The organism is Streptomyces sp. NBC_01481, assembly GCF_026339995.1.
Lineage (GTDB): Bacteria > Actinomycetota > Actinomycetes > Streptomycetales > Streptomycetaceae > Streptomyces.
Genome location: NZ_JAPEPT010000009.1, coordinates 91,502 through 116,241, shown reverse-complemented (window position 1 = coordinate 116,241; position 24,740 = coordinate 91,502). Strand labels below are relative to the sequence as shown.

14 protein-coding genes and 1 pseudogene are annotated in these 24,740 nt (G+C 67.2%); 8 read left to right on the top strand and 7 right to left on the bottom strand.

Features of this window, described 5'->3' with window-relative positions; translation table 11 throughout:
- The first annotated feature begins 1,034 nt into the window (after positions 1-1,034).
- Entirely contained in the window at positions 1,035-1,556 is a 522-nt protein-coding gene (locus OOK40_RS34935) for a PadR family transcriptional regulator (RefSeq protein WP_266489739.1), read from the top strand.
- Between the two features lie 126 nt (positions 1,557-1,682).
- Positions 1,683-1,934, top strand: a pseudogene (locus OOK40_RS35510) (pentapeptide repeat-containing protein); the annotation flags it as partial.
- 31 nt (positions 1,935-1,965) lie between these two features.
- Here the strand turns inward: OOK40_RS35510 and OOK40_RS34930 are convergent.
- The 5 genes from OOK40_RS34930 to OOK40_RS34910 all read right to left on the bottom strand — a co-directional run bounded on the left by OOK40_RS34930 (position 1,966) and on the right by OOK40_RS34910 (position 6,583).
- The gene (locus tag OOK40_RS34930) at positions 1,966-2,610 is read right to left on the bottom strand and encodes a choice-of-anchor C family protein (RefSeq protein WP_266489737.1); all 645 of its coding nucleotides are present in this window, start codon (positions 2,608-2,610) and stop codon (positions 1,966-1,968) included.
- A gap of 367 nt (positions 2,611-2,977) precedes the next feature.
- Positions 2,978-3,502: a hypothetical protein gene (locus OOK40_RS34925; RefSeq protein ID WP_266489735.1), complete on the bottom strand. Its 525-nt coding sequence runs from the start codon at positions 3,500-3,502 to the stop codon at positions 2,978-2,980.
- Positions 3,503-3,569: 67 nt separating this feature from the next.
- Complete coding sequence (locus OOK40_RS34920; protein ID WP_266489733.1) at positions 3,570-5,144, bottom strand: DUF5722 domain-containing protein; 1,575 nt, start codon at positions 5,142-5,144, stop codon at positions 3,570-3,572.
- 273 nt (positions 5,145-5,417) lie between these two features.
- Entirely contained in the window at positions 5,418-5,903 is a 486-nt protein-coding gene (locus OOK40_RS34915) for a hypothetical protein (RefSeq protein ID WP_266489731.1), read from the bottom strand.
- Positions 5,904-6,190: 287 nt separating this feature from the next.
- The gene (locus OOK40_RS34910) at positions 6,191-6,583 is read right to left on the bottom strand and encodes a hypothetical protein (protein WP_266489729.1); all 393 of its coding nucleotides are present in this window, start codon (positions 6,581-6,583) and stop codon (positions 6,191-6,193) included.
- A gap of 589 nt (positions 6,584-7,172) precedes the next feature.
- Here OOK40_RS34910 and OOK40_RS34905 point away from each other — a divergent pair.
- Positions 7,173-8,711, top strand: a complete 1,539-nt coding sequence (locus OOK40_RS34905) for a BTAD domain-containing putative transcriptional regulator (protein WP_266489727.1) — start codon at positions 7,173-7,175, stop codon at positions 8,709-8,711.
- Positions 8,712-8,799: 88 nt separating this feature from the next.
- Here the strand turns inward: OOK40_RS34905 and OOK40_RS34900 are convergent, their stop codons facing one another.
- Positions 8,800-10,611, bottom strand: coding sequence for a choice-of-anchor C family protein (locus OOK40_RS34900; protein ID WP_266489725.1), 1,812 nt, complete (start codon positions 10,609-10,611; stop codon positions 8,800-8,802).
- A gap of 278 nt (positions 10,612-10,889) precedes the next feature.
- Positions 10,890-11,516 carry a LuxR C-terminal-related transcriptional regulator gene (locus OOK40_RS34895; protein ID WP_266489724.1) on the bottom strand — a complete coding sequence of 209 codons (627 nt, stop codon included), beginning with the start codon at positions 11,514-11,516 and terminating at the stop codon, positions 10,890-10,892.
- A gap of 462 nt (positions 11,517-11,978) precedes the next feature.
- Here OOK40_RS34895 and OOK40_RS34890 point away from each other — a divergent pair, with 462 nt between their 5' ends.
- From OOK40_RS34890 to OOK40_RS34870, 5 genes are all read left to right on the top strand, one after another.
- Positions 11,979-13,658, top strand: coding sequence for a mobilization protein (locus tag OOK40_RS34890; RefSeq protein WP_266489717.1), 1,680 nt, complete (start codon positions 11,979-11,981; stop codon positions 13,656-13,658).
- A 632-nt stretch (positions 13,659-14,290) separates the two neighbouring features.
- Positions 14,291-15,169: an SAM-dependent methyltransferase gene (locus OOK40_RS34885; RefSeq protein WP_266489715.1), complete on the top strand. Its 879-nt coding sequence runs from the start codon at positions 14,291-14,293 to the stop codon at positions 15,167-15,169.
- A gap of 205 nt (positions 15,170-15,374) precedes the next feature.
- A complete protein-coding gene (locus tag OOK40_RS34880; RefSeq protein WP_266489713.1) occupies positions 15,375-17,210 on the top strand; it encodes a fatty acyl-AMP ligase in 1,836 nt (611 codons plus the stop codon).
- Positions 17,207-23,551, top strand: coding sequence for a type I polyketide synthase (locus tag OOK40_RS34875; RefSeq protein WP_266489711.1), 6,345 nt, complete (start codon positions 17,207-17,209; stop codon positions 23,549-23,551). Before OOK40_RS34880 ends, OOK40_RS34875 begins: the two co-directional genes overlap by 4 nt.
- A gap of 1 nt (position 23,552) precedes the next feature.
- Positions 23,553-24,716, top strand: coding sequence for an acyl-CoA dehydrogenase family protein (locus tag OOK40_RS34870; protein ID WP_266489709.1), 1,164 nt, complete (start codon positions 23,553-23,555; stop codon positions 24,714-24,716).
- Positions 24,717-24,740: the final 24 nt, after the last annotated feature.

The window sequence follows — 24,740 nt, the reverse complement described above, 5'->3', positions numbered from 1 at the left end:
CCCCCCCCCCCCCCCCCCCCCCCCCCCCCCCCCCCCCCCCCCCCCCCCCCCCCCCCCCCCCCCCCCCCTCGCCCCCTCCCCCCCCCCCTCCCCCCCCCCCCCCCCCCCCCCCCCCCCCCCCCCCCCCCCCCCCCCCCCCCCCCCCCCCCCCCCCCCCCCCCCCCCCCCCCCCCCCCCCCCCCCCCCCCCCCCCCCCCCCCCCCCCCCCCCGCCCCCCCCCCCCCCCCCCCCCCCCCCCCCCCCCCCCCCGTCCCTGCGCGCGCGCGCGCGCGCGCGCGCGCGCGCGCGCGCGCGCGCGCGCGCGCGCGCGCGCGCGCGCGCGCCTCCCTCCCCCTCCCCCCCCCCCCCCCCCTGCCTCTGCGCCTGCGTCCCCCCCCCCCTCCCTCCCCCCCCCCCCCCCCCCCCCCCCCCCCCCCCCCCCCCCCCCCCCCCCCCCCCCCCCCCCCCCCCCCCCCCCCCCCCCCCACCAACAATGTGTGTGCGCGCGCGCAAAACCCCCCCGGCCACCAACGTAACAACAACAACAACAACAAGCTAACAATCAAAATTAACAAGGTAACAAGTCGTGTGTGGGGCTGTACAACGTGTGTGAACAATAAACGTACAAATTGCAATTACCACCAACGTAAACGGGGCCCCCCCCCCCCCCCCTGGGCCACCAACGTGCACCGTGTGTGTGTGTTCAAATGGCCGTCAACGTGGCCAATGTACAAGGTAACAATAACAAACAAACTTCAAACGTGGGCTGGGCTGTGTGTGTGTGTGTGTGTCCCCCCCCCCCCCCCCCCCCCCCCCCCCCCCCCCCCCCCCCCCCCCGCCGTAACAACGTAAACGTGTCAAATAAACGTGCCCCCCCCCCCCCCCCCGCTGGGCCAACAAGGTACCCGGGCAACGTCAACAACAATGTGTGTGTGTGTGGCCAACGTGTGTAACAACAACGGGGGGTAGGCTGGGCAATAACAACAACAAATTCAAATGCAATCAACAACAATTAACAAATGTACAACAAAAATAACAAAAAAATGTGTGGTAGAATGGCGATGCGTCCCTGTACGGGCTACGACCTGAAGCGCTGGCTGGACAGCGAGATGGGCCGGATGATCCGGCTGCGCACCCAGCAGAGTCAGATCTACCGGACGCTGGGCCGCATGTGCGCCGACGGCTGGATCGACTACACCGTGCAGCACAACGAAGGGCGCCCGGACTCGAAGGTGTACCGCGTCACGGACGCCGGCGAGCGGACGCTGCGGGACCGCCTCGCCGAGCCGTACACCCCCTCGCCCGACTTCGGCGACCCCGAGTTCGTGATCCGCTACACCTTCGCGATCTTCCTGAGCGAGCAGGAACAGGTCCGCCTGGTACGCACCGAGCTGGAGGCCCGGCGCGCCCAGGCGGAGCGGTTCCGTGCTCGGGAGATCCGCGAGGAGCCGTGGCTGCCGGGGGTGGACCGCGCACGGATGGCACGGATTCTCGACCACGTCCATGACTACAAGGGCCGCACCCTGGATGCCCACCTGCGCTGGCTCGAGGAGATCCTGGTCGAGCTCACAGAGTGAGCGTGCTCGCCCGCACCTGCGGGTCATCGGCCAGGCTGCAGACGGCAGCACCCAGGAGACAACCAAGTCACAGGGCGTCGGGATCGTGACCGTGGCGAAGATCGCCGCCTTCATCTCGCCTATGTCGAACTCGGCGGCGCGGACCTCGCCGGCGCCCACCTCGTCGAGGCGGACCTCACCGGTGCCTGCCTCGACCCTGTCTCACCCGCACCATCCTGTTCGGCGCGAGTCTCACCGACGCCTGTCTGGGCGGTGCGGACTTGCGGGACACCGGAGGTCCGACTATCGAGCAGGGGCCGGACCGCCACCCCTCTACGAGACAGTGGCCCCGATTTCGCCGGGGCCGCTGTCACCATCGCGAGCCTGCGCAGCGGGTAACCGCGGCAGGGCTTAGCTGTGTTGGTGATGGTCAGTCGCAGCAGTCGGGCTTGCAGCGTTCGACCATGACGTCGTCGATGACCGGTCCGGTCGCGCTGTGGAGAGTGGTGCTGGCGAACGTCAGGGTCGTGGATGCGCCGGTGGCCACGAAGGTCAGCTGCCGCCTCACGTAGCCCATGTTCGTCTTCGTCTTGCCGGTGACGTTGAAGGAGAAGTCCTGGAAGTTCTGGTCGTCGATGAGGACCTTGCCCGTCTTCAGGGGCGGGACGTGGTCGAGTTCGGGGTTGCCGGCGAGCGAGTACGTCACCGTGTACCTGGTCCCCGGCCTGGTGGTGAAGGTCTGGGACACGGCCCCCGCGTCGTTGCCGTTGAGGTCCAGGGACTGGTCTCCCTCGGCCGCCTGCCAGTACCCGGCGCCTATCAGATCAACGGTTCCACTGGCGACTTTCCAGGGGCCGAAGGACTGCCCTGCCGCGAATCCGTCGAAGGTGTTGGGCTTCACCTTGGGGGTTTCGAAGCTGCCGTCGTCGAAGCGGCTCACGGCGGCGGTGGATGACGCAGCCAGGCGGCTCGCCTGGCCGCTGCTGTCTGCCGGGGCAGCCAGCGCGGTGCCTGCACCGGCAAGAAGGACGGCCGCCGCGGTGAGGGCGGTGAGGGAAGTGCGTAAGACCAGCATGAGATCCTCTCGGGTAATCGTCTTGAAGTGATGTGCGGAGTGATGGGCCTTGACGGCCAGTTGCTTGAGCAGCGGATTCGATTGGTCGACTCTTCGGGTCGATTCCCCCGGACCCGCTTTGGCAATACCATTGTGGTGACGTTCCATTGGCACCGGAAAGGCCAAGTGGGCGGCGGTTCGGGAACTCTCCTGGGCCCGATGGGGCAGCGCCATAGTTGCAACGAAATTCGGTTTACTGAGCGCATCCCTAAAACTTTCACCGCGGAGTTCCCGGATCAGCGGGCAGTAAACGTGTACGTGCCGGAGCCGACCTCGTAGACGGCCGCGCCACCGCTTGTGCGGACGAAACGCGCGCCCGGCGGTGCGATCACCGCGTTGCGGGAGGACGCGGGCACGAAGACGGTCGCCGTGGGTTCCCCAGCATGGTCGCGCGCAGGACGAATGTGCCCTCGCGTGCGCCTTGATGCCGGCGACCATCTTGTTGGCCGCGGCCTTGATGAGTCCGTCGGGCACCAAGTGGAAGCCGAGAGCGCAGCACGTACGACGTCTGGCTGCCGTTGCCGACCTGTCCTTCTGCGCCGACGAACCTCGTGTGGAAGGCATCGCGGATGTCCGCCCACAGCGCCAGGTACCGCATGGCGTCGTAGCTCTTGTCCAGGGCGCGAGCCATCTGGGCCATCATCGCCGTGGATTCGGCGAAGTAGGCGGTGCCGATGAGGTCGAGCGGCGTGCAGTGGTCGATGTCCAACCAATCGCCGTATCCGTCGGCCGGCCGGATCAGACCGCTGCTGTGCGCCTCCAGGCAGTCGATCCACGCGGCCATCTCGACGTAGTGGTCCCGCACGACCTTCACGTCGCCATACGGCTGCCAGAGAGTGAAGGGAACGATCACCTGGCGTCACCCCAGCCAGCCTTGCCGTTGTCCCGCTTCCTGGCGCATGACTCGCGCTGTGACGGTGTCACCGGATCGCGTAGCCGAGCAGAGATTCCCTGGTGTGCCCCTCGCAGTTGGCCGCGCTGGACACGAAGTGGTCTCCGTTGGACGGGACGTAGCAGCGGTACAGGGGTACCGACCCGTGCACCTGACGGGTGTGGATGTAGCCGACGGGTCCCATGGGGAATTGGCCTTCGCACCCGGGATCGGAGGTCAGCAAGGTGTGTCCGCCGGCCTTGCACTCATAGAGCATGATCGTGCCGGCCGAGTGGTGGCGCAGCAGCTTCCAGGTCTGCTCGTGTGTGACTCCGGGCGGCAGCAGCCGAGAGGAGGCTATGTGGCCCCGGTCGGCGCTGTAGCCGCGGCGCAGCAGTGTGTGGGGCAGCTGCTCGAAGCCGCAGGAGAGCTGGGGTGTCGGAAGGTCGTTGCGGTTGGCCAGCGCCCAGGTGGACCACGCGGGCTTTGCCGTGCCGTCCTGCCTGCGAAGGCCGAGTTTGAGGCCGCCCTCGGCAGGGTGGTCTTGCATCCGGTGGTAGATGTAGCTCTCGATGCCCGGCGTGCCGAGCACGTTGCGGAAGGTGTCGCACACGGCCGCGGACTGCTCCGACTCGCTTGAGTTGTCTCCGGAGTTGATCCCGCTCTCGGTGAGCTGGATGGTCCATGCCGAGGGGGTGTCCGGGAACTGCTGGCGCAGCCAGCCCACCACCACGCCGATGTTGCCGTAAGTGGCCTTGGGGAAGTCGTCGGCGGAGAAGGCGGACTTCAACAGGTCGGGAGGGTAGGGGTGGTAGGCGACCCGCCATTGACGCGATCCCGCCCGGGCGGCCAGGCCCTTGAGCACGGTCATGCCGGACAGCATCGCGTCGTTGTCAGTGGGTCGGTCGTAGGCCGTACCGAAGTGGTGCTCCAGCGAGGTGAGCACCTTGGCGGTCGGCTGCTGGGCGGTGATGCGGTCGTAGGCGGCGTTGTAGTTGGACGCGATCTGGTCGAGCCATTCCGTGGTGTCACAGGGCTTGCCCCGGCCGCAGCCGATGTTGAACCAGGTGTTGGTGTTGACCTCGTTGTTGATCACGAAGTCGGCGATCCGGCCGTGCCCGTGGAGTCCGTCGTAGCGCTGGGCCAGCATTCCGGCGAACCGTCCGTAGTCGGAGGGATCGTTGGGCACGCAGAAGATCTCGAAGCCGGGCTGGGCGGGTTCGCAGGTTCGGCCCTGGCGGGCCCAGACTGGCGTGCCGTAGACGATGGCGGTCACCACCAGGCCGCGGTCCGTCCACCCCTTGATGGCCGAGTCCACGTTGGACGGGACGGTGAAGCAGTGCCCGTCGAACTCCTCCTCTCCGGCGGCGCACGGGGAAGCCTTGACGCTCGGCTCCCAGTCCGCCCAGAGCAGGTTCATCGACACGCCGCCGGTGTTGTTGCCGGAGATCTCGTCCTTGTTCGACCAGAAGTCCGGCTGGATGCCCTTGATTCGGTAGTCGGACCGTGTCGGGTACGGCAGCGGAGGCGTTTCCGTCGTGGCAGTGGCCGGGGCGAGCGTAGGAAGGAGAAGGGCGAGTATGAGCAGGACGAGGACGGCGAGATGCCGGGGTGATCTGGCCATGATTCTCCTGATGTGCTTAAGGTCCTGTGGGGGCTGCCTGTCGTGAGAGGTGAGGCTGTGGACCGTGCGGGCTCACTGTGGGGACGGCGCGGGTCGCGTGCCCCAGTTGTGGAGCGGCGTAGGGCCAGGGGAGCCGGCCCGAGTGAGCCGAACGCAGGTCGCTGCGCCAGTGGTTCTCTTCGGGTTGGCACCGGAGCATCAGTAGACGACCATCACCGCGGCGACGACGGTGAGGCCGAATGAGAAGCCGACGCCGAAAATCTGGTGGAGCAGCTAGGCGCCCGCCACGAATCCGCTCGCCACGTCGAGGGTGAAGCACACGACGGCGACGGTCGCCGAGACAATGCGAAGACTCCCACGGCGGCCTCCGAATCGTTCTTCGAGATATGCGGACAGGGTCGGAGAGTTATTGGTCTGTTCGCTGTAGGTCCGCAGACGCGGGGCGACGCATTGCCAGTTGAGATACGTGCCGATGATGAGGCGACGACCATCCACTGGCCCCGATTCCTCCCGCGTACACGGCACCCGGAAGACAGGGGACAGCCAGCCCGACATGTCGCCGGCCTCTGCCGACAGGGCAGCAATCAGGGCGTTGAGTCGTCCGCCGCCGAGAGCGAAGTCAGGGAAGGTATTGATCTCCCAGTAGGCCCAGATCCCCACAATGATCACTACGATGATGAAGATCCCGAATACGATCATTGCCAGTCCGGCGATTGCAGCCCCACCTATTTCTCCCTCGGCGCAAACAAGGTCGACCACGATCGGTTTTCGATTGCGGTGAGCAGACCTCCGGACCGCTCAACTCCGCTGCTTCCTTCTGTCGTTTGTGACGGCGGGCCGTCCCGCCCCGCTCCGATTGGCAGGAGGCCGGAGAGGGACGGGACGGCTGATCAGGCCCGCCGGGGGGAAGGAAGGGCGGGCCATGCCGTCCTCGGGGGGACAAGGACGGCGTCTGGGGCCGGGCGCCCGTGGCCATGTGGCCGTCGAGGCCTCCTGGCATATCAACCGCTCGGATCAGGCGGGGGCGGCGGTCACGCCGTCTCGCCTCAAGGGCCACGGAACGGTGCGACCGCGGCCTCGATGGCCGTTCGTAGCGCCCGGACGTCGGTGATCAGCCGGCCGTCGGTGGGGGAGATCCGCCAGTGCGGCCCCGGCCCTTTGACGCGATGCGCAGGCGGAACAACGAGGTACTGCGTCACGCCGAGCGGACGGGTCTCCGGGACCTCCCAGCCGGTTGTCGAACCCTCGCGGACGAACCAGTAGACAGCGGGCTCGCACGGGTCCTCGATCACGGCACCGCTGTGGTTCCCCAGGATTGCCAGCGCACGTATGCCGATGCTGCGGGGCGCGCGGACCGCGTCCCAGTCGACGCCCGCGGCCTGTAACTCGCAGCCCCCGATGGTTGGCAGAGCAGATGGTCTGTATGTCTCGGTGTGCATGGATAGCGGCTCCTCACCGTCTCCGTCGCGCAGGACCGATGTCCGGACCGGCTCGTCCTTCTCCCACAGCCGATGAGCTGCGACAGCGGCTGGACTGCCGACGTGTTCGCGTCCGATTCCGCGTCGGGCGGGGAGCGGTGACGAGATCTCCCACCAGCTGCCCGGCGCCGCCCGACCGACCGGTCTCCTCCCGCTCACAACAGGCAACCGGCCGGGTCGAGCGGGCCAGGGGCGGGCGCAGCGGCGCCGCGAGGAGAAGCCGTACGGCGACCGCCAACGTCATAGGGCACGGGGGTGTCCCTCGGCTGGCGTCGTCGTCGCACGGTCCGCTTCTCCTGCGCGGCCACCGGCCGCATCGACTGCCCGTCACATGGTCAGCGTCCGGGCCGCCCTTCCGCAGCCGCAATCGGGGCGGTTTTTGGGGTGGCCGAGCCGCACGAAAGGGCGCCCGCTGGCAGGCGGCCACCGGCCGGGCGCGTTGCGTCGGAAAAATCTCGGCGTTTTCCCGTCATAGCGCGGCACCGGACGTCTCTGTGTAGGTGTGGACACGAACTGTGATGCACAGCCAGGGAAGGAGAAGGATGCCGAAGTGCTGAAGCCTGACGCGCCTTTACCCAGGGGCCACCTCGTCGATGATGCGGCCGGCCACTGCGCCACCGACTCAGAGCCGAACGACCTGTCCGGGGCTGACGCCGGACTGCAGCTGCTGCGGGTCGCCCTGCGCCTGATCCAGGATGCCGATGGCGGCGACGAGGGCACAAGAATGCTCAAGCAGGTGGCCGGTCGCCTGGACTCGACCGGCATGGCCTGGTCGAGCCAGGCGGTCCGCAGCGCCTGGCTCATCGCGGCCCAGAGGCTGGACGCCGCCTCATCCACCGCCGAGTGCGGCTGTCGTGATGACCACGCCGGACAAGCGCTCGCCCGCTCCGGGGCTTCCTTGACCGACCTCTCCTGCGACGGCTGCGGGCGACACTTGACCTCGTCGGCCCGATGCCGCCGCGCGATGGACGCCCATCTGGTCCGCTCCTGGGCCTGGGAACTCCTCGCACTGCTCGATGTCGGCGAGGAGCCGCCGGTCCTCGAACTCAGTGCCGTACGGAGCGGGCACCCCGCGAACGCCACCGCGCCGCTCGTGGCTCCCCGCCCCGACAGCGAGCGGCGCCGAAGCCCGCGTTGCGCTCCCTCGCCGGGCTCCACCGGCGCATCACCGGCCGCCGTACCGAACGGCCCGACCGGGCGATGGCATGCGCCGGCGGCATCCGTGCACCCCAACGAGCGGAACTCCCGGGTGGCGATCAGGTGCTTCGGCGGATTCCGAATGACCGTCGGTGACCTGGTGGTCGACTGGACGAGGGTCCGCCCCCGCGCCCGCGCCGCGATGAGGTTACTCACCATGCGTGCGGGCCGGCCCGTACACCGGGAGGCCCTCATCGAGGCGCTCTGGCCGGCTGCGCCCCCTAAGTCGGCCACGGCCAATCTGCAAGTGGCCGTCTCCAGCCTGCGCAGTGTCCTGGAGCCCGATCGGGATCGCGGCAAACCACGACTGGTGGTCCGCGTCGGCGACGCCTACCTGCTCAACCTGCCTTCCGACGCCTACCTCGACACACTCGAGTTCCAGACCGCGCTGACCCGGGGTAAGCAGGCGAAGGCAACCGGGGACACCGCCACGGCCGTGCAGGGCCTTCGGGACGCGCTCGCCCAGTACCACGGCGAGCTGCTCCCCGAGGACGGCCCCGCCGAGTGGCTGCAGCAGGACCGCGAGATCTACCGGCGCCAGGCGGCCGACGCCGCCGCGGAACTCGCCGCCGCCGAACTCCAAGCCGGCAACCTGCAGGAAGCCGTGGCCGCAGCCGAGAAATGTCTCGCCATTGACCGCTTTCACGACACGGGGTGGCACCTGCTGCTCAGGACCTACCACCGCATCGGCGCACCCGCCGCCGCCGAGCAGGCCCGACGGCGGTATGCCGCCACGCTCGCCTCACTCGGCCTCGATACCGACGAACCGGGGCTGGCGTCACCACCGCCTCGTCAACCACCCTCCGGAGGAGAACCCCGATGCCGGGCAGCACGTCGGCCGAACGCACCAGGTGTCTTGAGCACGAGCGCTGTTGAATCTCGTGGGTTCTGATCGCGGCCAAGGCCCCGTGCGGGTGGTGGATGTGTCGAATGCTCACCACTCACGTGGCCTTCCTGTCCCGCCGAAGGGCTCGGCTGGATCAGTGTGCCGCGTTACGGGCAGCGACCTTGACGTTGTCGATGGCCGGCCCGCAAGCGCTGTTCGGGTCGGTGGTACTGGCCAGGCGCAGTGTGGTCCGGTCACCGTTCGCGGTGAAGCGTACGGTCTCCGGCCGCCACCCCATCGCGGAGGCCGAATGCCCGGTGGTGTCGAAGGAGAAGTCCTTCGAGACGTCGGCGACCTGGACGGTCAGGGATTTCACGGCGGGCCCGCAGATGGGATTGCCGGCCAGGTAGTAACTCACTGTGTACTGCTGACCAGGCTCGGTGGCCAAGCTTTGACTGATCGCTCCGTTGGCGGGTCCGGGCGGATCGCCGTTCAGATCGAGTGACTGCGTGCCGTTCGCCGGCTGCCACGCCTTCGAACCGGTCAGGTTCACGGAGTTCTCGACCCGCCATCCTCCAATGAACTGGCCATTGCCGTACGGGATATGGTCGGAATCGCCGACCGATGGCGACTCGAAGGCGCCGTCGCTCAGCCGGGGGTCGGGAACGGGGCCGGGGCCGTTTGACGGGGTGCTGGACGGGGAGTTGGACGGGGAGTTGGACGGGACGTTGGTGCGGTCCGCGGAGGTGCCCGGGGTCGGCTTCGGACCTGGCCCAACCCTGCGGTCGCCCGGCCGGGATTCCGTCGGTAAGGGCGGCATCGGGTGGGACGAGGCGGGCGCCGGTGGTGCGGACGCAGTCGTCAGCGCCGGGGTCGGACTGGGACCGGTGACGGGGGCTCTGCCTACTGTGCGGGGGCGCGAGATTGAGCCCTCGGACAGGAGAAACGATCCGGCCACCGCGAACGCGACAACGACGGCGGCCAGCGAAACGACGGCCACGGCGGGTCCCGTTGAAGCACCACCGCCCGCCACCTCCTCGCCGGGTCCCCTGTCGTCGTCCGGCCCGGCCGGCTCCTCCGCTCCCTCCGCCGGCTCCCCCGTTCCGTCCGCCGTCTCGCCCGGTGATCCGTCGGCCGGCGAGGTGAAGTACCCGGCGAAGACCGGGCCCAGGATCAGCGGGGCCAGGATGCCGCGCAGGCGGCCGGAGATCTCACGAAGCTCTGGCAGTAGCGGGGCGCAGCGGTCGCAATCGGCGAGGTGCTCTTCGACGCGGCGCCGAGCCCGCGCGCTGAGCGGCCCGCGTACATAGGCGGCCAGTTTTGAGGCGCATCTGCGGCACTCCCGCTCCATCTTCTCCGCGGACAGATGCGCCTGCAGATACTCCTTGCGCAGTCCCTCACGGGCGCGGACGGCCAGCGCGGCGACCCCGTTGGCCGATAACCCGAGGTGTTCCGCCACCTGAGCCGGGCTCTCCCCTTCCACCGCGGTGTGCCACAGGACGGCCTGCCAGCGCTCGGGCAGGGCCGCGAAGGCGCGCGCGACCAGCGAGGCTTCCAGATCGGCCAGGACGGGGTCCTCAAAGGGGATCGGCGTTGAGTAGCTCTCCAGCTCCGGCGTGGGCATATCCCGCTTCGCCCCCGCTGCTCTTCTGACCGCGATCCTGCGCACCGTGGTCAGCACGTAGGGCCGAAACGCCTCCCGTGGGCCGCCGCCGGCGCGTACCGCACTAAGCACTTGGGTGAAACCCTCGGACGCGATGTCCTCCGCATCCGCCGGAGTGGACGCGTAGAGCCGGGCCAGCCGATGAGCCGATTCCAAGTGGCGCTTGTAGAGGACACCGAAGGCGGTGTCGTCCCCGGCCCTGGCGCGCACCATGAGTTCCGCGTCGCACTGTTCGCCCCGTGCGCCGGGCCCTGTCTCCGCGAACTCCCCGGGCTCTCGCCCCTGCCTCGGCTTCCCCGCCATCCTCAACCAACCTCTGCACCCAGCCGGACACGCCTCCCGGCTGCTCGGCACGTGGGTCCCAGCAGCCCAGCGTTGTCCGAGAGACCCTAGCCGCGTGGTTCATCGGTGACCCCGTGTTCCGCGAAAACCGCCCAATGGGGAGACGTCCCAGCACCATGGGAAATCGTCCGCGCCGGATGACGCGCGATCGAGGGGAAGCAGAGGCAGCCGTTCGCGTTGCCGGGGGAGGCAGCGGTCGTTCGCGTTGCCCCGGGAACCAGCGGTCGTCCGCCCGTCCTTCAGATCATGCCGTGTCGCATGGCATACGCCACGGCATGGCAGCGGTTGCGGAGTTGAAAGCGATTCTGGAAGTCGTGGAGGACCTGCTTCACCGTCCGTGCGGAGTAGGCGACCGCAGCCGCGATCTCAGCGGTGTCGAGCCCTTCGGCGGCGAGCCGCAGCACCTGGATCTCCCGTTCCGTAAGGTTGTTGAAGTTCAGGCCGCGTGGCGCCAGCACCTGACGCTGCACACGGCCAACCTGGTCGAGCAGCCGGCCTAACAGATCCGGTGGTACGGCTCCCTCGCCCGCCGCGGCTGACTGGAGCACCGTGACCAACCGTTCCGCGGTGGCGTCCCTGCGGCGGACCACCCCCACCACACCCGCCTCCACCACGGGCACCAGGTCGGACTCCTCGATCTCTGGGGCGACCAGCACCAGTCGAGCCTCGCTCATCCGGGCAGCGACCGATCGCAGGACTTGTGGGGTTCCCTCGGTCACCGCGCCGGTGACGACCACGGCGACCCTCGCCTCGTCCATCTCGTCGGCTCCGAGCACCCGCACCTCTGGCCGCGGTCTGAGCTCCGCGGTCACTCCGAGCTGTGAGATCGGATCGTCCGCGCGGATACACACGGGAATGCGGTCCATCAGTGCTCCTCGTCAGGCACAGCGACGCCATCGGCCATGCGGCGTCTCGGAGGACAAGCATCCTCGTCGCGCTGGGCGACCGCTTAACACGGACTTAACGCACGGTTGTCACACCGCCCTCACTCCAAGGCAGCGGCTGATCTCGCTGGTCACGGCCCCAAGAAGCGTGCGTACACCCGTCGATGGCGCAGCCAAGTTCGTCCGGTGGCCCGCCCGCGAACGGCGGTGCCGATGCGCGAGCACCGCTTCACCGACCCTCTCACCCTGCAGTCGCACGGCAAACACCGCCGCAAGGCCGCGACGCCCTATCGAGCACGAGGAGTTCCCGAACTGCCGCCTTCCTGGCCGGTTACAACACTTCTGACGCGCCACAACAATGGAGGACACACCCCGGGCTCACCCACGTTTACGCCCGCGCGAACCGCGCGACGTTCAGGAAGAAGCAGAAAGAAGGCGGACTGATTGATCGCCGACATCACCCGCGGTAAGAACACCCATGACCTGATCAGATACGTCTACGGACCCGGCCTCGCCAACGAACACACCGACCCCCACCTGGTCGCCTCATGGAACGGCTCCGCGCCCGACCCCGCCCGCTCCGAAGACTTTCAAGGCTCCCAGGATCAGCTCGTCGCAGCGCTGAACCTGAGGGTCGAGCAGGCCGGCGACCGCGCTCCCGTACAGCATGTGTGGCACTGCTCCATCCACGCCGCACCCGAGGACCGCAGCCTCACCGACGAGGACTGGGCGGCCTTCGCCCGCCGCATCGTGCACGCCTCCGGCATCGCCGCCGAAGGCGACCCTGACGGCTGCCGGTGGGTCGCCGTCCGCCATGCCGACGACCACATCCATGTCCTCGCCACCACCGTACGAGGAGACCTCCGGCCCGCCGAGCACCAGAACGATCACCTCGCCGCAGACAAAGAACTCGCCGTCATCGAGCGCGAGTACGGCCTGCACCAGGTCGTCTGCGGCGAGCACACCGCTGCCCAACACCCCACCCGCGCCGAGCACGAAAAGGCCCACCGCGCCGACCATCAGCTGACCGCCCGAGAACATCTGGAAGCCAACGATCCGCAGTTCATCAACCCGCACCTGGGCCGGCCTAAACCCAACCCCTGGCACCAGGCCAGCGCCGCCATCGAACGCATACCCACGCTCCTCGACCGAGACGACGACGCAGCCGCCCAGGCCCACCTCGCCGCCTTCGGTACAGCACTCGCCGCCCTCCCGCCCCTCTCACTCCAAGGCGTCGGACCCCAGCTCCAGCTGGCGGCCATCGCCTTCGAACGCGTCACCCGCCCCCGCTCTCGTATCCGCGCCGACCACCACCACGCCCGCGCCCTGCGCAGCGCCGTCCGTGCCATGCGCCGCCAGCCCGTGAAGGGGGATGCAACGGCGCTCGCGATGTTCCTCGGCTCAGCCGTCCTCGTCGTCATCGCCGCCATCCGCTGGCACCAACTCCGCGACCGCGACCATCAAGTCATCGCCGCCCACCGGACCTTGCAGCACCTACAGGCCGCCTACGACCTGGCCGCCGCCAAGCCCCTGGCCGCCCTTGCCCTGCGCATGCCGACGACAGCGACACCCGCGCGCTACGCGCACCTCGTACACGAAGCCGTGCCCGAGCACGCGCAGCAGATCCTGTACGACCCGGCATGGGGCGCGATGTTCGCCGTCCTCGCGGAAGCCGAAGCCGCGGGCCACCAGCCTGCCCGTCTCCTCCAGCAGGCCGCCCGCCACTGCAACCTGGACGACGCCCGGTCACCGGCACACGTCCTCACCTGGCGCATCCACCGCCTCGCCCAACGCCCCGCCCCCAGCACCCGGGCACTGGCCGCCCAGGTCCGCAGCACCATCGGCGCGCCAGGAACAGCACGACCGACTCAGCCGCCAACTGACCCCTCACACCCCGACGGGCCGGCCGCCTCCGTCGTAGGCGGCCGGGCCGCCTACGACCTGGCCGCCGGTCGACGAGGTATGGCATGCCCGAGGCCCGGGTCGGCGGGAAAGGACGACGGTGAGCATCCTCCGATGCTCACCGTCACGCGAGTGTCTGCTGTGCCTACAGCGGCTGGAGTGTCTACAGCGGCTGGGCTGCGCCGATCCCGGTCAGGACCTGCATCTTGTGGATGCCCTTGACGGTCCCCTTGGCGAGGCCGTCGGTGCGCGGCAGTAGCGGGCGGAGCGCCTGACGTCCACCTGGCAGACGCCTCATCTGACCATTGCGTCATCGTCCGCACGTCCCTCCTATTCCCGGTAAAGCACTGGCGCCGCTTCGCCGGCTGCCAGCCGTCCGGGGTCGGTCCTACGGCTCGCGTCTGCTGGCAAACCGACAGTCTCCAGGACCGCGTATTACTCCTCCCGCACGCCGTCATGCTCATTGGCGTCAACCGCAACGACGGCACCCAGCTGCTCCCCGTACTCCATGCTGCCGGCGCGGCTTCGCCTGGCTCCTCGGCTTCAAACGCCTTCGCATCGGCTGGGAACGACGAGCCGATGTCCACGAAGCCTTTCTCCGCCTGCTGCCGCGGTCCAGCAGATTCCGGAGGGCGTCTTCGAGGCGGGCGCCGCCCAATCGTGCGTGCAGAGATCCCAAATGGCCGCCCGCGTAGCCATTTTCAATGGTGTCCGGCGCGCCGACTCTGTATTGAGTACTCGGACGGAGGGTCGGCCTGGACCCCTATGGACAGTACTGGTGTGTCCGCGCGACAGGGCAACAGCTCATCGGCATCAGCTTACGAATCCAGCCGACAGCAGAAGAGAGGCTGCGGATGAGAACTTCAAGTCAGACAGCAGAAATTGCTGCCGCCATGCGGGCTGCGGAGCTCGCGTATCCAGAAGAGCGACGAATGCTTACGGATAGGATCGCAGTCAGGTTATTGCGTGACCGGCGCTTCAAGTTGCTGACCCTTAACGGGCCTTTGGCGCGGGCCGCGCTGAAAGTGTGCGACCGGAAGTATACGGGGATTGTAGCTGAAGTGTTGCTCCGTTGCCGATACGCCGACGAGGTCCTTCGGGACGCTTATGACGTCGGGATCAGGCAACTCGTGGTGTTAGGCGCGGGGTACGACAGCACCGCACATCGGCACCGGCTCGACGACGGCTTCCGGATATACGAGGTTGATCACCCAGTAACGCAGAGTGAGAAGCGAAACCGGATCGCCGCGGAGCACCTATCTCCGCTCACCCCGGTTGCCTACGTGCAGTGCGACTTCAGCAAAGATCGAATTCCCGATGCTCTCGCGAACCATCCCGGTTTCGATCCGCGCAAGCCAACCCTCTATTCATGGCTGGCCGTAACCATGTACCTGGACGGCGGCGACGTCGCCAGGACCATGCGCGACATCCGGCATATCGCGGCACCGGGCAGTCTCCTGCTGATGGATTACATGTACCGCGAAGTGATCGACGGTACCTCACAGCACAAGGGTGCACTGGCAACCGCCCGAAACGTCGCGCGCCGTGGCGAACCGTATGTTTTCGGCTGGCAGCCCATCGAAATCGATAGCGCTCTCTGCGAGTTCGGCTTCAAGGCGCGGGAACATCTGTCTGTCTCCGACCTGGCCAATCGCCTGCCAGACCGTACTCGGTTCGCGCATCCAGTCCGGAACTTCATGGGCGTGGTACTGGCCGAAGTCGATGTGATGTAACTGCCAAGTTTTACGGCGACCTGGGGGCCGGCGAACGGAAAGCTCCATTTCGTTATCGATGAGCTGATCAACAGTCTCTGCGGTGGCGTGATGACTGTTCGCCGGTGCTCGAAGGTCGAGATTGCGAATAAGCCGCACGCGGACATCTCTCGTGCGAAAGTATCCAATGGCTCGGTTGTTAGCCCCCTAATGGATGAGGCTGAGAATGCTTGACGAACCCGTTTCGCTGTCGCCCCGCGACGTGGACATGTCGGATACACCGAACAAGCAACGGCACGCGATGTCGTCGAGAAGAGCCACGACCCTAGGCGCAGTCAACTTCGAGACAGTGGTCGATGCCTTACGTGCAAATTCGGCGCACACCCCGGATCGCAAGCTGTTCACGTTCCTGCCCGACGGCGAGGAGGAGGAACCATCACTCACCTCCTCGATGCTCGACGCCAAGGCACGGGCTGTCGCTGCGATACTCCGCACGCACGTGGAGCCAGGTTCCCGAGCGCTCCTGTTGTTTGCTCCTGGTCAAGATTTCATCATCGCGTTCTTTGGGTGCCTGTACGCAGGTGTTGTCGCAGTGCCGGCTTATCCGCAGCGCGGGCGGGGGATGCTCCGGCTGGCCGGGATTGCCGAGGATGCCCAGCCCGCCGCCGTTCTGACCACATCTTCTATTCGGACGTTTGCCGAAGCAGCGACAGGCTCGATTCCAGAGCTGCAGGAAACGGCCTGGCTGACCGTCGACACTATTCCTGACGGGTATGGAGCCGGATGGTCCCCGCCGGCACTGCTGGAGGCGAGCTCCGTTGCGTTTCTGCAATACACGTCCGGCTCGACTGGCCAGCCGAAGGGCGTGATGGTCACTCACGGCAACCTCATCCACAACATTGAATTGATCTGCAGGTCGCTCGACCTGGACGAATCAACGGTTAATGTCGGGTGGCTGCCCCCCTATCATGACATGGGACTGATCTCGATGATCATCCTGCCGGCAGTGATGAGAATCCATTCGGTATTGATGCCGACCATGGCATTTCTGCAGCGTCCGGTGCGGTGGTTGCACGCGATCTCGAAGTATCGGGGTACGGCTTCGGCTGCCCCCAACTTCGCGTTCGAGTTGTGTGCACGGAAAGTGCCCGAAGAAGACCGTAAGTCGCTTGATCTGTCGTCCTGGGCCGTCGTGGCCAACGGTGCCGAGCCGATTCGAGCGGAGTCACTGCAACGATTCTGCTATGCGTTCGCATCTTCGGGATTCCGCCCGGAGGCCATCGTTCCGGTCTATGGACTCGCCGAGAGCACGCTGATGGTGAGCGGGGCGCCGACGGCACAGCCGCGGATATTCCGTGCTTTCGATGGGGGCGAGCTCGAACGCGGTGTCGCGCGAGGAGTGCCGGAAGGTAGCCCGGACGCGCGCGTTCTTGTCGGATGCGGCATCAGCCAAGGTCTGGAAGTGGCCATTGTCGACCCGCAGGAGCGAGTCCGATGCCGCTTGGGACAGGTGGGAGAGATCTGGGTCGCGGGCGAGAGCGTCGCAGTCGGCTACTGGCAGCGCCCCGACGTCAGCAGGGAGGTCTTCGCGGCGACGCTGAGCGACAGTGACGAGGGTCCGTTCATGCGCACGGGCGACCTCGGCTTTCAGACCGAAGAGGGTCTCTTCGTCACCGGCCGCATCAAGGACGTCATCATCGTGGCCGGGCGAAACCACTACCCACAGGACATTGAGCGGACCACGGAGTGCGCGCACTCGGCGATCCGGCCTGGATGTGTGGCGGTCTTCAGCGTGGAGACGGACGGGGAAGAGGCCGTTGTGGTCGCGGTCGAAGTCCGCCGCGAGACCGGCGGTGGCAAGGATTCGGCGGAGCCCGAGAGCGTGGCGAGAGCGGTACGGCGCGCGGTGATGCAGGAGCATCGGTTGGCCGTGCGAGACGTCGTCCTTCTTCCTGCCGGATCCCTCCCCAAGACGTCTAGCGGGAAATTGCAGCGCGGGGAGTCGCGGAAGGACTACCTCGCCGGCCAGTCTCCGTGGAACGGAAAAGGACTCAGGCCATGACGACTGATACCGAGGGGGCAGCAATGACAGAGGCGGAGCTGGAAACCTGGCTGTGCCAGCGAATAGCCGAGCTTGCCCACATGGATTCGAGCGATGAGATCTCGATCCACGAACCGCTGGCGACGTATGGTCTGTCTTCAGTCGAGGCGGTCGGGCTCGCCGGTGAACTCAGCGCCCACTTGGGCCGGAAGATCTCACCGACCATCGCGTACGACTTTCCCACCCTCAGGGGACTCCTGGACCACCTCCAGGGAAGGTTGGCCGAGAAGAGCTGCGTCACCACGCCGCGCCGAGCCGCTACCGAGCATGTCCACAGCGAACCGATCGCGATCGTCGGCATGGGGTGCAGGTTTCCAGGAGCCGACAACCCGGATGCATTCTGGGAATTGCTCGAACGGGGTGGGGACGCCATTGGACGAGTTCCCGACGAGAGGTTCTCGCGATGGAGCCGCGGAAACAGCGGCTCGGCGCGTGCGGGCCTTGGAGGTTTCCTCAAGGGGATCGGCGGTCTGGATCTCGACTTCTTCGGCATCAGTGAGCACGAGGCTGCCAAGATCGATCCGCAGCAGCGGCTCATCCTGGAGGTCGCTTGGGAGGCCCTTGAGGACGCGGGGATCGATCCGTACAGCCTGGCAGGTTCACCCACGGGGGTCTTCGTCGGCATCTCCAGCTCGGACTACAGAAATGTCCTGGCGGACTCGCCTTCGGCGGACGCCTATTCCTTGCTGGGTGGGGCATCCAGCGTCGCTGCCAACAGGCTGTCCTACTTCCTCGACTTGCGCGGGCCGAGTCTGTCGATCGACACGGCCTGTTCCTCGTCCCTCGTCGCTGTCCATCTGGCATGCGAGGCGATAAGGCGGGGGGAGTGTGGTGTCGCCGTCGTCGGCGGCGTGAACGTGATCCTGACTACATCGATCACCGAGGCGTTCGACAACTCGGGAGTAATGGCGCCCGACGGGCGCTGCAAGACGTTCTCAGCGCAGGCCGACGGCTACGTGCGCAGCGAAGGCGCGGGCGTAGTCGTGTTGAAACCGCTGAGCGAAGCCCTGCGCGACAGTGACCGCATCTCGGCGGTGATCCGGGGTTCGGCAGTGGCCTCGGACGGGCGCACAAACGGACTGCTGGCGCCAAGCCGTCACGCGCAAGAGGAGGTTGTGCGGCTTGCGCTCGCTCACGCGGGCGTCGAGCCGTGGGAGGTCAGCTACGTCGAGGCCCACGGAACGGGGACGGCGATCGGCGACCAGATAGAAACCGCCGCACTCGGGGGTGTCCTCGGCAAGGGTCGCCGCGCCGATCGGCCGTGCGCGATCGGTTCGGTGAAGACGAACGTCGGGCACCTGGAAGCAGCAGCGGGCATCGCCGGCCTGATCAAGGTGGCTCTGTGTTTCGAGCGAAAGGCCCTACCGCCGACGCTGCACTGCGCGGAGCCGAACCCTGACATCGATTTCGACGGACTCGGGCTGCGACCGCAGTCCTCGCTGACGAAGTGGGAATCCGCGGAAGAAGTCGGCGTGGCCGGCGTGAGCTCCTTCGGCTTCGGCGGCACCAACGCACACGCGCTTCTCGGCCCCGCACCGGAGCCGAAGAATTCAGTGGCCAAGGAGCATCCCGTGCAGCTCCTTGCACTCTCTGCCGCCACGGAGGGGGCGCTTCGCACGCAGGCCGCGCGCTACGCGACATGGGCCGACGAGCTGAGCGGCGACGAGCTGCGGAAGGGGTGTGCCGCGGCAACGCTGGTTCGGGGGCGTGGCGGGCCTCGGGGGCGTCACTTCCGTGCCGCATTCACCTTCGAGGACAAGGATGAGCTTCTTTCGCGATTGCGGGGGCCGTTCGCGGCCGGGCGCCCTGTGCCGGATGACGCGGGTGTCATCTTCGTGTTCCCGGGACAAGGCGCTCAGTGGATCGGGATGGGGCGGGCTCTGCTTGACACAGAACCTGCCTTCGACCTCGCCATTTCGCGCTGCGAGCAGGCATTCGCACCCCATGTTTCCTGGTCGCTCCGAGAGGTCTTGACCCAGGAGGACAGCGCCCCTCTGTTGGACCGGATCGATGTCGTCCAGCCGGCGATCTTCGCGATGCAGATCGGCCTGGCCTCGGTCTTCAGGTACTGGGGTGTGAAGCCGGCCGGTGTCATCGGACACAGCATGGGAGAAACGGCGGCGGCCTATGTCTCGGGTGCGCTGCGCCTGGAGGACGCGGCGCGGGTCATCTGCCGCCGCAGTGCACTGATGATGCGGCATCGGGGGCAGGGCGCCATGGCGCTCGTCTCGCTTCCGGTATCGGAGGTGCGAGAGCTCCTGGGGCCGTATGGAGACCGTTTGTCGCTCGCTGCTCACAATGGTCCGAGTACGACAGTCGTGTCGGGAGAAACCGAGGCTGTCGACGACTTCACCGCCGCTATGGACGCCAAGGGGGTCTTCTGCCGACGCGTCAAGGTGGATGTGGCGTCGCACTGTGCTCTGCTGGAGGACCTTGAGCAGGATCTCGTCTCGGAGCTCTCCGGGCTGTCGCCGCGTCGCGCGACCATTCCCTTCTATTCGTCCCTCGCCGGGCAGCGCTTCGACACGAACGCGCTGAATGCGGACTACTGGTGGCGAAATCTGCGTGACCCCGTGCTGTTCGCGGACGCGGTGGGCAGCGCGGGGGCGGCGGGACACCGCGTGTTCTTGGAGTTGAGCCCTCACCCCTTGCTGTCCCTCTCGGTGACGGAGTGTCTTGAGGACGCCGGCCATCCCGTAGCCGCCGTCCCCGCGATGCGCCGCATGGACGAACGGGCCCCCCACGAGTCGGTCGCCGCGCTCTTCGAGGCCGGCTGCGACATCGACTGGCACAAGTTCTACGGCGGCCGGCCCCGGTCCGCCTCGCGGTTGCCGTCGTATCCCTGGCAGCGTCAGGAGTGCTGGGTCGAGCCTCCGAGCCCGCGACCGGAGCGATCGGAAGGGCTGGTGGTCACCGGCTCGCTGCCGGCCATCCGTGATCACCGCGTGCAAGAGCGCGCGATAGCGCCTGCGGCGTGGATGCTCGATGCCGCGCTGCAGGAGCTGAACGCCGGGCAGGAGAGCCGATACGGACTCGGCGACGTACTGGTCACGAACCCTCTGGCGGTCGCCGAGGGCGAGGCTCGCCGCGTGCGGGTCTCCCGGCGAGTTCGCGCGGGAGACGAGCCGTTGCTGTCCATCGAGAGTCGCTCGGCGAACGAGCCTGGCGCCGTGTGGGAGGAGCATGTCTCCGCGGTGTGGTCGGACACTCGGCCGGTCCCGCCCGCGGCCGACCTGTCCGCGATCCGTCGGCGGTGCCCCCAGGACGTCGGGTCCGAGGCCCTGTACGAGCACCTGGCGGCGTCGGGTCTCTCGTACGGAGCCACCATGCGGGTGGTGACCGACCTCCGGCTGGGCGAGAAGGAGCTGCTCGCGCAGCTCGCGCCTCCTTCGGCGGAGACCCTTGGCCGTTGGCTTCCCGCGGATGTCGTGGACGGAGCGATGCAGTCGATCGCCGCGCTCTCCATCGATGCCGGCGCCAGGGGCACCTTCGTGGGGTTCGGCTATCAGCGAGTCGATGTCTTCGCCAAGTGGTCCGGTCCGACGCTTGCCCATGTGCGGCTGCGCGACGACCTGGATGAGAACGCAGATAGCTTCGACTGCGACGTTCGGATCCTCGATGCCGAGGGCCAGGTTCTTGTGCAGTTCGCGTGCGTGTCACTCAAGCGCATACGCAACCGGCACTCCACGCGGTTCTTCGCCGTGGAACTGATGCCACAGCCTCGGCCCTCCGAGGCTGCCGAGCACCTCGAACAGGTCGTGATCCTCTCCGGGGATGCCGAGAGGTGTGCGCCCCTGGTGGAAGAGCTTCGCAAGGGCGGCACCACATGCACCGTCGCTCCGATGCCCGAGGGTGACGACGGTCTGGCGTTTTTGGAGTCGCAGCCGACGGCCGCGCGCCTGCTCTGCGTCGAGCCGGAGCGCGAGGCGTTCCTCTCACTTGTGCGGTGCGCCGCACAGAGCCAGTCCGCCTCGCGTCGTGAACTCGCGATGGTGACCAGCGATGCCACGCTGCCACCGCTGTTGCGCGCGCTCGAAGAGGAGACAGTGAGCTGGTCGGGGCGAGCGATTCAGGTCGATGCCGACGAGCTCCCGACACGCGAACTCGCCCGCGACATCGCCGCAGAGCTCGCGGTGCGGCCCAGCTCGTTCTGTGTTCGGTACCAGCGCGGGGAGCGCATGCTTCCGTCCTTGACCCCGGTGGAACCCGGCTCCACCCCGGCGGACCTCAGGCCCGGCGGGGTCTACTGGATCACGGGTGGGCAGGGAGGCCTGGGCTCGACGCTCGCGGTGGCTCTCGCCCAAGAGGTGGGTGCGCGAGTGGTGATCACCGGGCGCCGCGATCGAGCCGACTCGCAGCTTACGGAGGCGATCGAATCCGCTGGTGGACAGTTGCTCTACATCCAGGCCGATGTGACCGACGAGGCCGCCATGCGGCGAGCCCTGAACGAGACGCTTCGCCACTTCGGTGCTCTGCACGGCGTGATGCACACCGCGGGCATCCTCGACGACGCACTGCTCCAGTCGACGTCGACCGACCGCATGCACGCGATCATGAAGCCGAAAGAGCGCGGTGCTCAGGTCCTCATCGACACGGTGGCCTCGGAGGATCTGGACTTCATCGTGCTGTTCTCCTCACTGGCAAGCCTGTTCGTCACGCCGGGGCAGGGGTGCTACGCGGCGGCCAATGCGGCGCTTGACGCGCTGACGGGCACCGGACGCAGTCGGCGCACGCCTGTGCGTTCGGTCAACTGGGGGCCCTGGGCAGACCTGGGGATGGTTGCGGACCCCAAGTACCAGCGCCAGCTTCTCGAAACAGGCTTGCACCCGATCGTTCCGGAAGAGGGGGCCCGCGCGTTCCTGGACGTCTTGGCGAGCGCCCATCGACAGCTCGCGGTCGTGGACGTCCGCGACGACGTCGCGGACGAGCTGGTCGCTCGATTCAACCGCGGGCACGGAGCGCCCGGGTCACCACGGACGCGGGCCGCACGTCCAGGAGGCGATGGAAGCTCGGCTGCCGACTTCGTCCGATCGGAGCTGGCGCGCGCACTTCGGCGTTCTCCGGACGAGATCGACCCCTCGGTTCGCTTCGACCGCCTGGGAGTTGACTCGCTGCTCGCCGTCTCGGTCACCCGCAGGATCGGGGCGCACTACGGGATCGAACTTCCTGCGACGTTCATGTTCAACCACCAGACTGTGGACGCCGTCGGGCTCTACCTGGACGGCGTGCTCGGAGCTGACGAACTCGAAGAAACGGAAGCACAGCCCGAAGCACTGCCGCAGAGCGCACAGGAAATCTCGATGGACGAGGCGGAGCGCCACAGCAGCGTCTCCGGCTACACCATCGTCGCTGCCCCATCCGGGCTCGAGATGCGCCTGCAGGAAGTACCCGTGCGCAAGCCCGGGCCGGAGGATGTCGTTATCGATGTGCATGCCATCGGGGTCAACTTCATCGACGTGCTGGCGTCCACCGGATTTCATCCGTTCCTCTCAACCCCGCCCTTCGTCCCAGGGCACGAAGTGGCCGGCGTCGTCTACGCGGTGGGCGACGGAGTCGAGCACGTCAAGCCCGGCGACACCGTCATCGCGCTCACTTCGCAAGGAGGCTACGCGTCCCGCGTGACGACAGAGTCCTACACGGTTACTCCTCTGCCTCGTGGTGTCTCCTTCACGGACGCGGCGTCCATGCTGGTGAGCGGCCTCACCGCTATCGCATGCCTTGAGCACAAGGCGCACATGAACCGAGGCGACCAGGTACTCATCCAGGCGGCGGCAGGCGCTACCGGGACCGCATGCGTGCAGTTGGCGCTGCACCACGGCGCCACCGTGTTCGGGACCGCGAGTACGGAAGCCAAGCTGGAGCACCTGGCAGCCTTGGGGGTCCAGCACCCCATCAACTATGCGGAAGTTGACTTCGCTGACGCCGTGCGAGAACTCGTGCCTGGCCGGGGGCTCGATCTCGTCGTCGATTCCCTCTCCGGCGATGCCGTGGGCCGCGGCCTGGCACTGCTCCGCCCCGGGGGTCGCTTCATCGAAATCGGTGCCGCAGGAGTGCTCGATCTGGCCGTCGACGGCCGGGACCTGTTCATGAGCAGCCGCTCGTTCTGCACGGTGAACCTCGGAGCCCTGGCACGCGACCCGTCCAGCCTTCGGCCCATGATGGAACGGCTCGTCGAGCTGATCGACGCGGGCGTGTTCCGTCCGGCCGTGGGTGGGGTCTTCCGCTTCGAGGACGCCCCACAAGCAATCACGCATCTCCGTAACCGAGCCAACATCGGCAAGTTCGTCGTCACCGTTTCTTAGGATGGCCATGGAAGAATCGAACAGCCAATCAGGGTGGAAGTGGCTGTGCCGCCAGTTCGCCGAGGAGGTGATGGCGCCACACGTGCGCCGCTGCGACGAGGAGCGGGCTTTCCCCGTCCTGGTCCACGAACGAGCAGCCGCCGAAGGAATTCTCAATGCCCCGTTTCCGGAGGAGATGGGCGGCGGCGGGATCTCCTGCGCGGAATTCACCGAGGGCGTTGCCGAGCTTTCTGCTGTTTGTCCGGCGATGACCTGGACGATCGTGTTCAATCGCGGCGCGCTACATCCTGTGCTCAACGCAGGGACTCCGGAGCAGAAGGACCTCTTCGTTATGCAGCTGCTCAAGCTCAACGGATACGCCGCGTTGGGCCTCACCGAGCCCGAGAACGGCTCGAATCTCCTGGCAGCCCAAACACGTGCCATAAAGACGGACTCCGGCTGGCTGCTCAACGGAGCCAAGTGCATGTCCGGAAATGGAACGGTCGCTGATGTGTTCCTGATCCTGGCCAACACGGTGGTGAATTCCCGGAAAATCGGCTTGTCGTTCTTCGCTGTCCCACGCGAATCTCCGGGCGTGATCGTGAGTCAGGACATCGAGAAGGCGGCCTTCCGTTGCTTGCCCACGCCCTCGGTCGCCTTCCAGGACGTGGCCCTGGAGCCGATCAACCTCATTGGCCGAGCCGGCGACGGCGAGGCGTTGTTGCACGAGCTTCTCGCGACGATCCGCATCGGCGGGGCCGCGTGCGGAACGGGGCTCGTGACCGCCTTGCTTCGGGACGCCTTGACGTGGGTGGGCGAGCGCCGTGTGTATCCGGACGATCGCATGGACACCTTGAGCCACGTACAGTTGACGCTGGGGCGGCTGTACGTCGAGCTGTGTGGAGCTCGCAAGCTCCTGAGGGATGCAGCAAGCCTGGCCGATCAAGGGCTGCCGTTCGGCAAGGAGAGCTCGATGGCGAAGTACGCCGCGACGGAGCTCGCCGTGCGCGCCTCGAACGAGATTCTGCAACTGTACGGATGGCGAGGGATCGCCGCCGACTACGGAGTCGAGAAGCGCTGGCGGGATGCGCGAGCCCTCACGATCTTCGAGGGTTCGAGCGAGATCCAGTTGTTGAACGTGTTCCGCGAAATGCGGAGGACGGCCGCCAGCGAGGAGGGCCTGTAATCCCATCCACCGAGGTAACCACGG

Coding starts and splice junctions, on each gene's coding strand:
- OOK40_RS34935 (WP_266489739.1), top strand. CDS start 1,035: ATGGCGATGCGTCCCTGTACGGGCTACGACCTGAAGCGCTGGCTGGAC.
- OOK40_RS34930 (WP_266489737.1), bottom strand. CDS start 2,610: ATGCTGGTCTTACGCACTTCCCTCACCGCCCTCACCGCGGCGGCCGTC.
- OOK40_RS34920 (WP_266489733.1), bottom strand. CDS start 5,144: ATGGCCAGATCACCCCGGCATCTCGCCGTCCTCGTCCTGCTCATACTC.
- OOK40_RS34910 (WP_266489729.1), bottom strand. CDS start 6,583: ATGCACACCGAGACATACAGACCATCTGCTCTGCCAACCATCGGGGGC.
- OOK40_RS34900 (WP_266489725.1), bottom strand. CDS start 10,611: ATGGCGGGGAAGCCGAGGCAGGGGCGAGAGCCCGGGGAGTTCGCGGAG.
- OOK40_RS34895 (WP_266489724.1), bottom strand. CDS start 11,516: ATGGACCGCATTCCCGTGTGTATCCGCGCGGACGATCCGATCTCACAG.
- OOK40_RS34885 (WP_266489715.1), top strand. CDS start 14,291: ATGAGAACTTCAAGTCAGACAGCAGAAATTGCTGCCGCCATGCGGGCT.
- OOK40_RS34880 (WP_266489713.1), top strand. CDS start 15,375: ATGCTTGACGAACCCGTTTCGCTGTCGCCCCGCGACGTGGACATGTCG.
- OOK40_RS34875 (WP_266489711.1), top strand. CDS start 17,207: ATGACGACTGATACCGAGGGGGCAGCAATGACAGAGGCGGAGCTGGAA.
- OOK40_RS34870 (WP_266489709.1), top strand. CDS start 23,553: ATGGCCATGGAAGAATCGAACAGCCAATCAGGGTGGAAGTGGCTGTGC.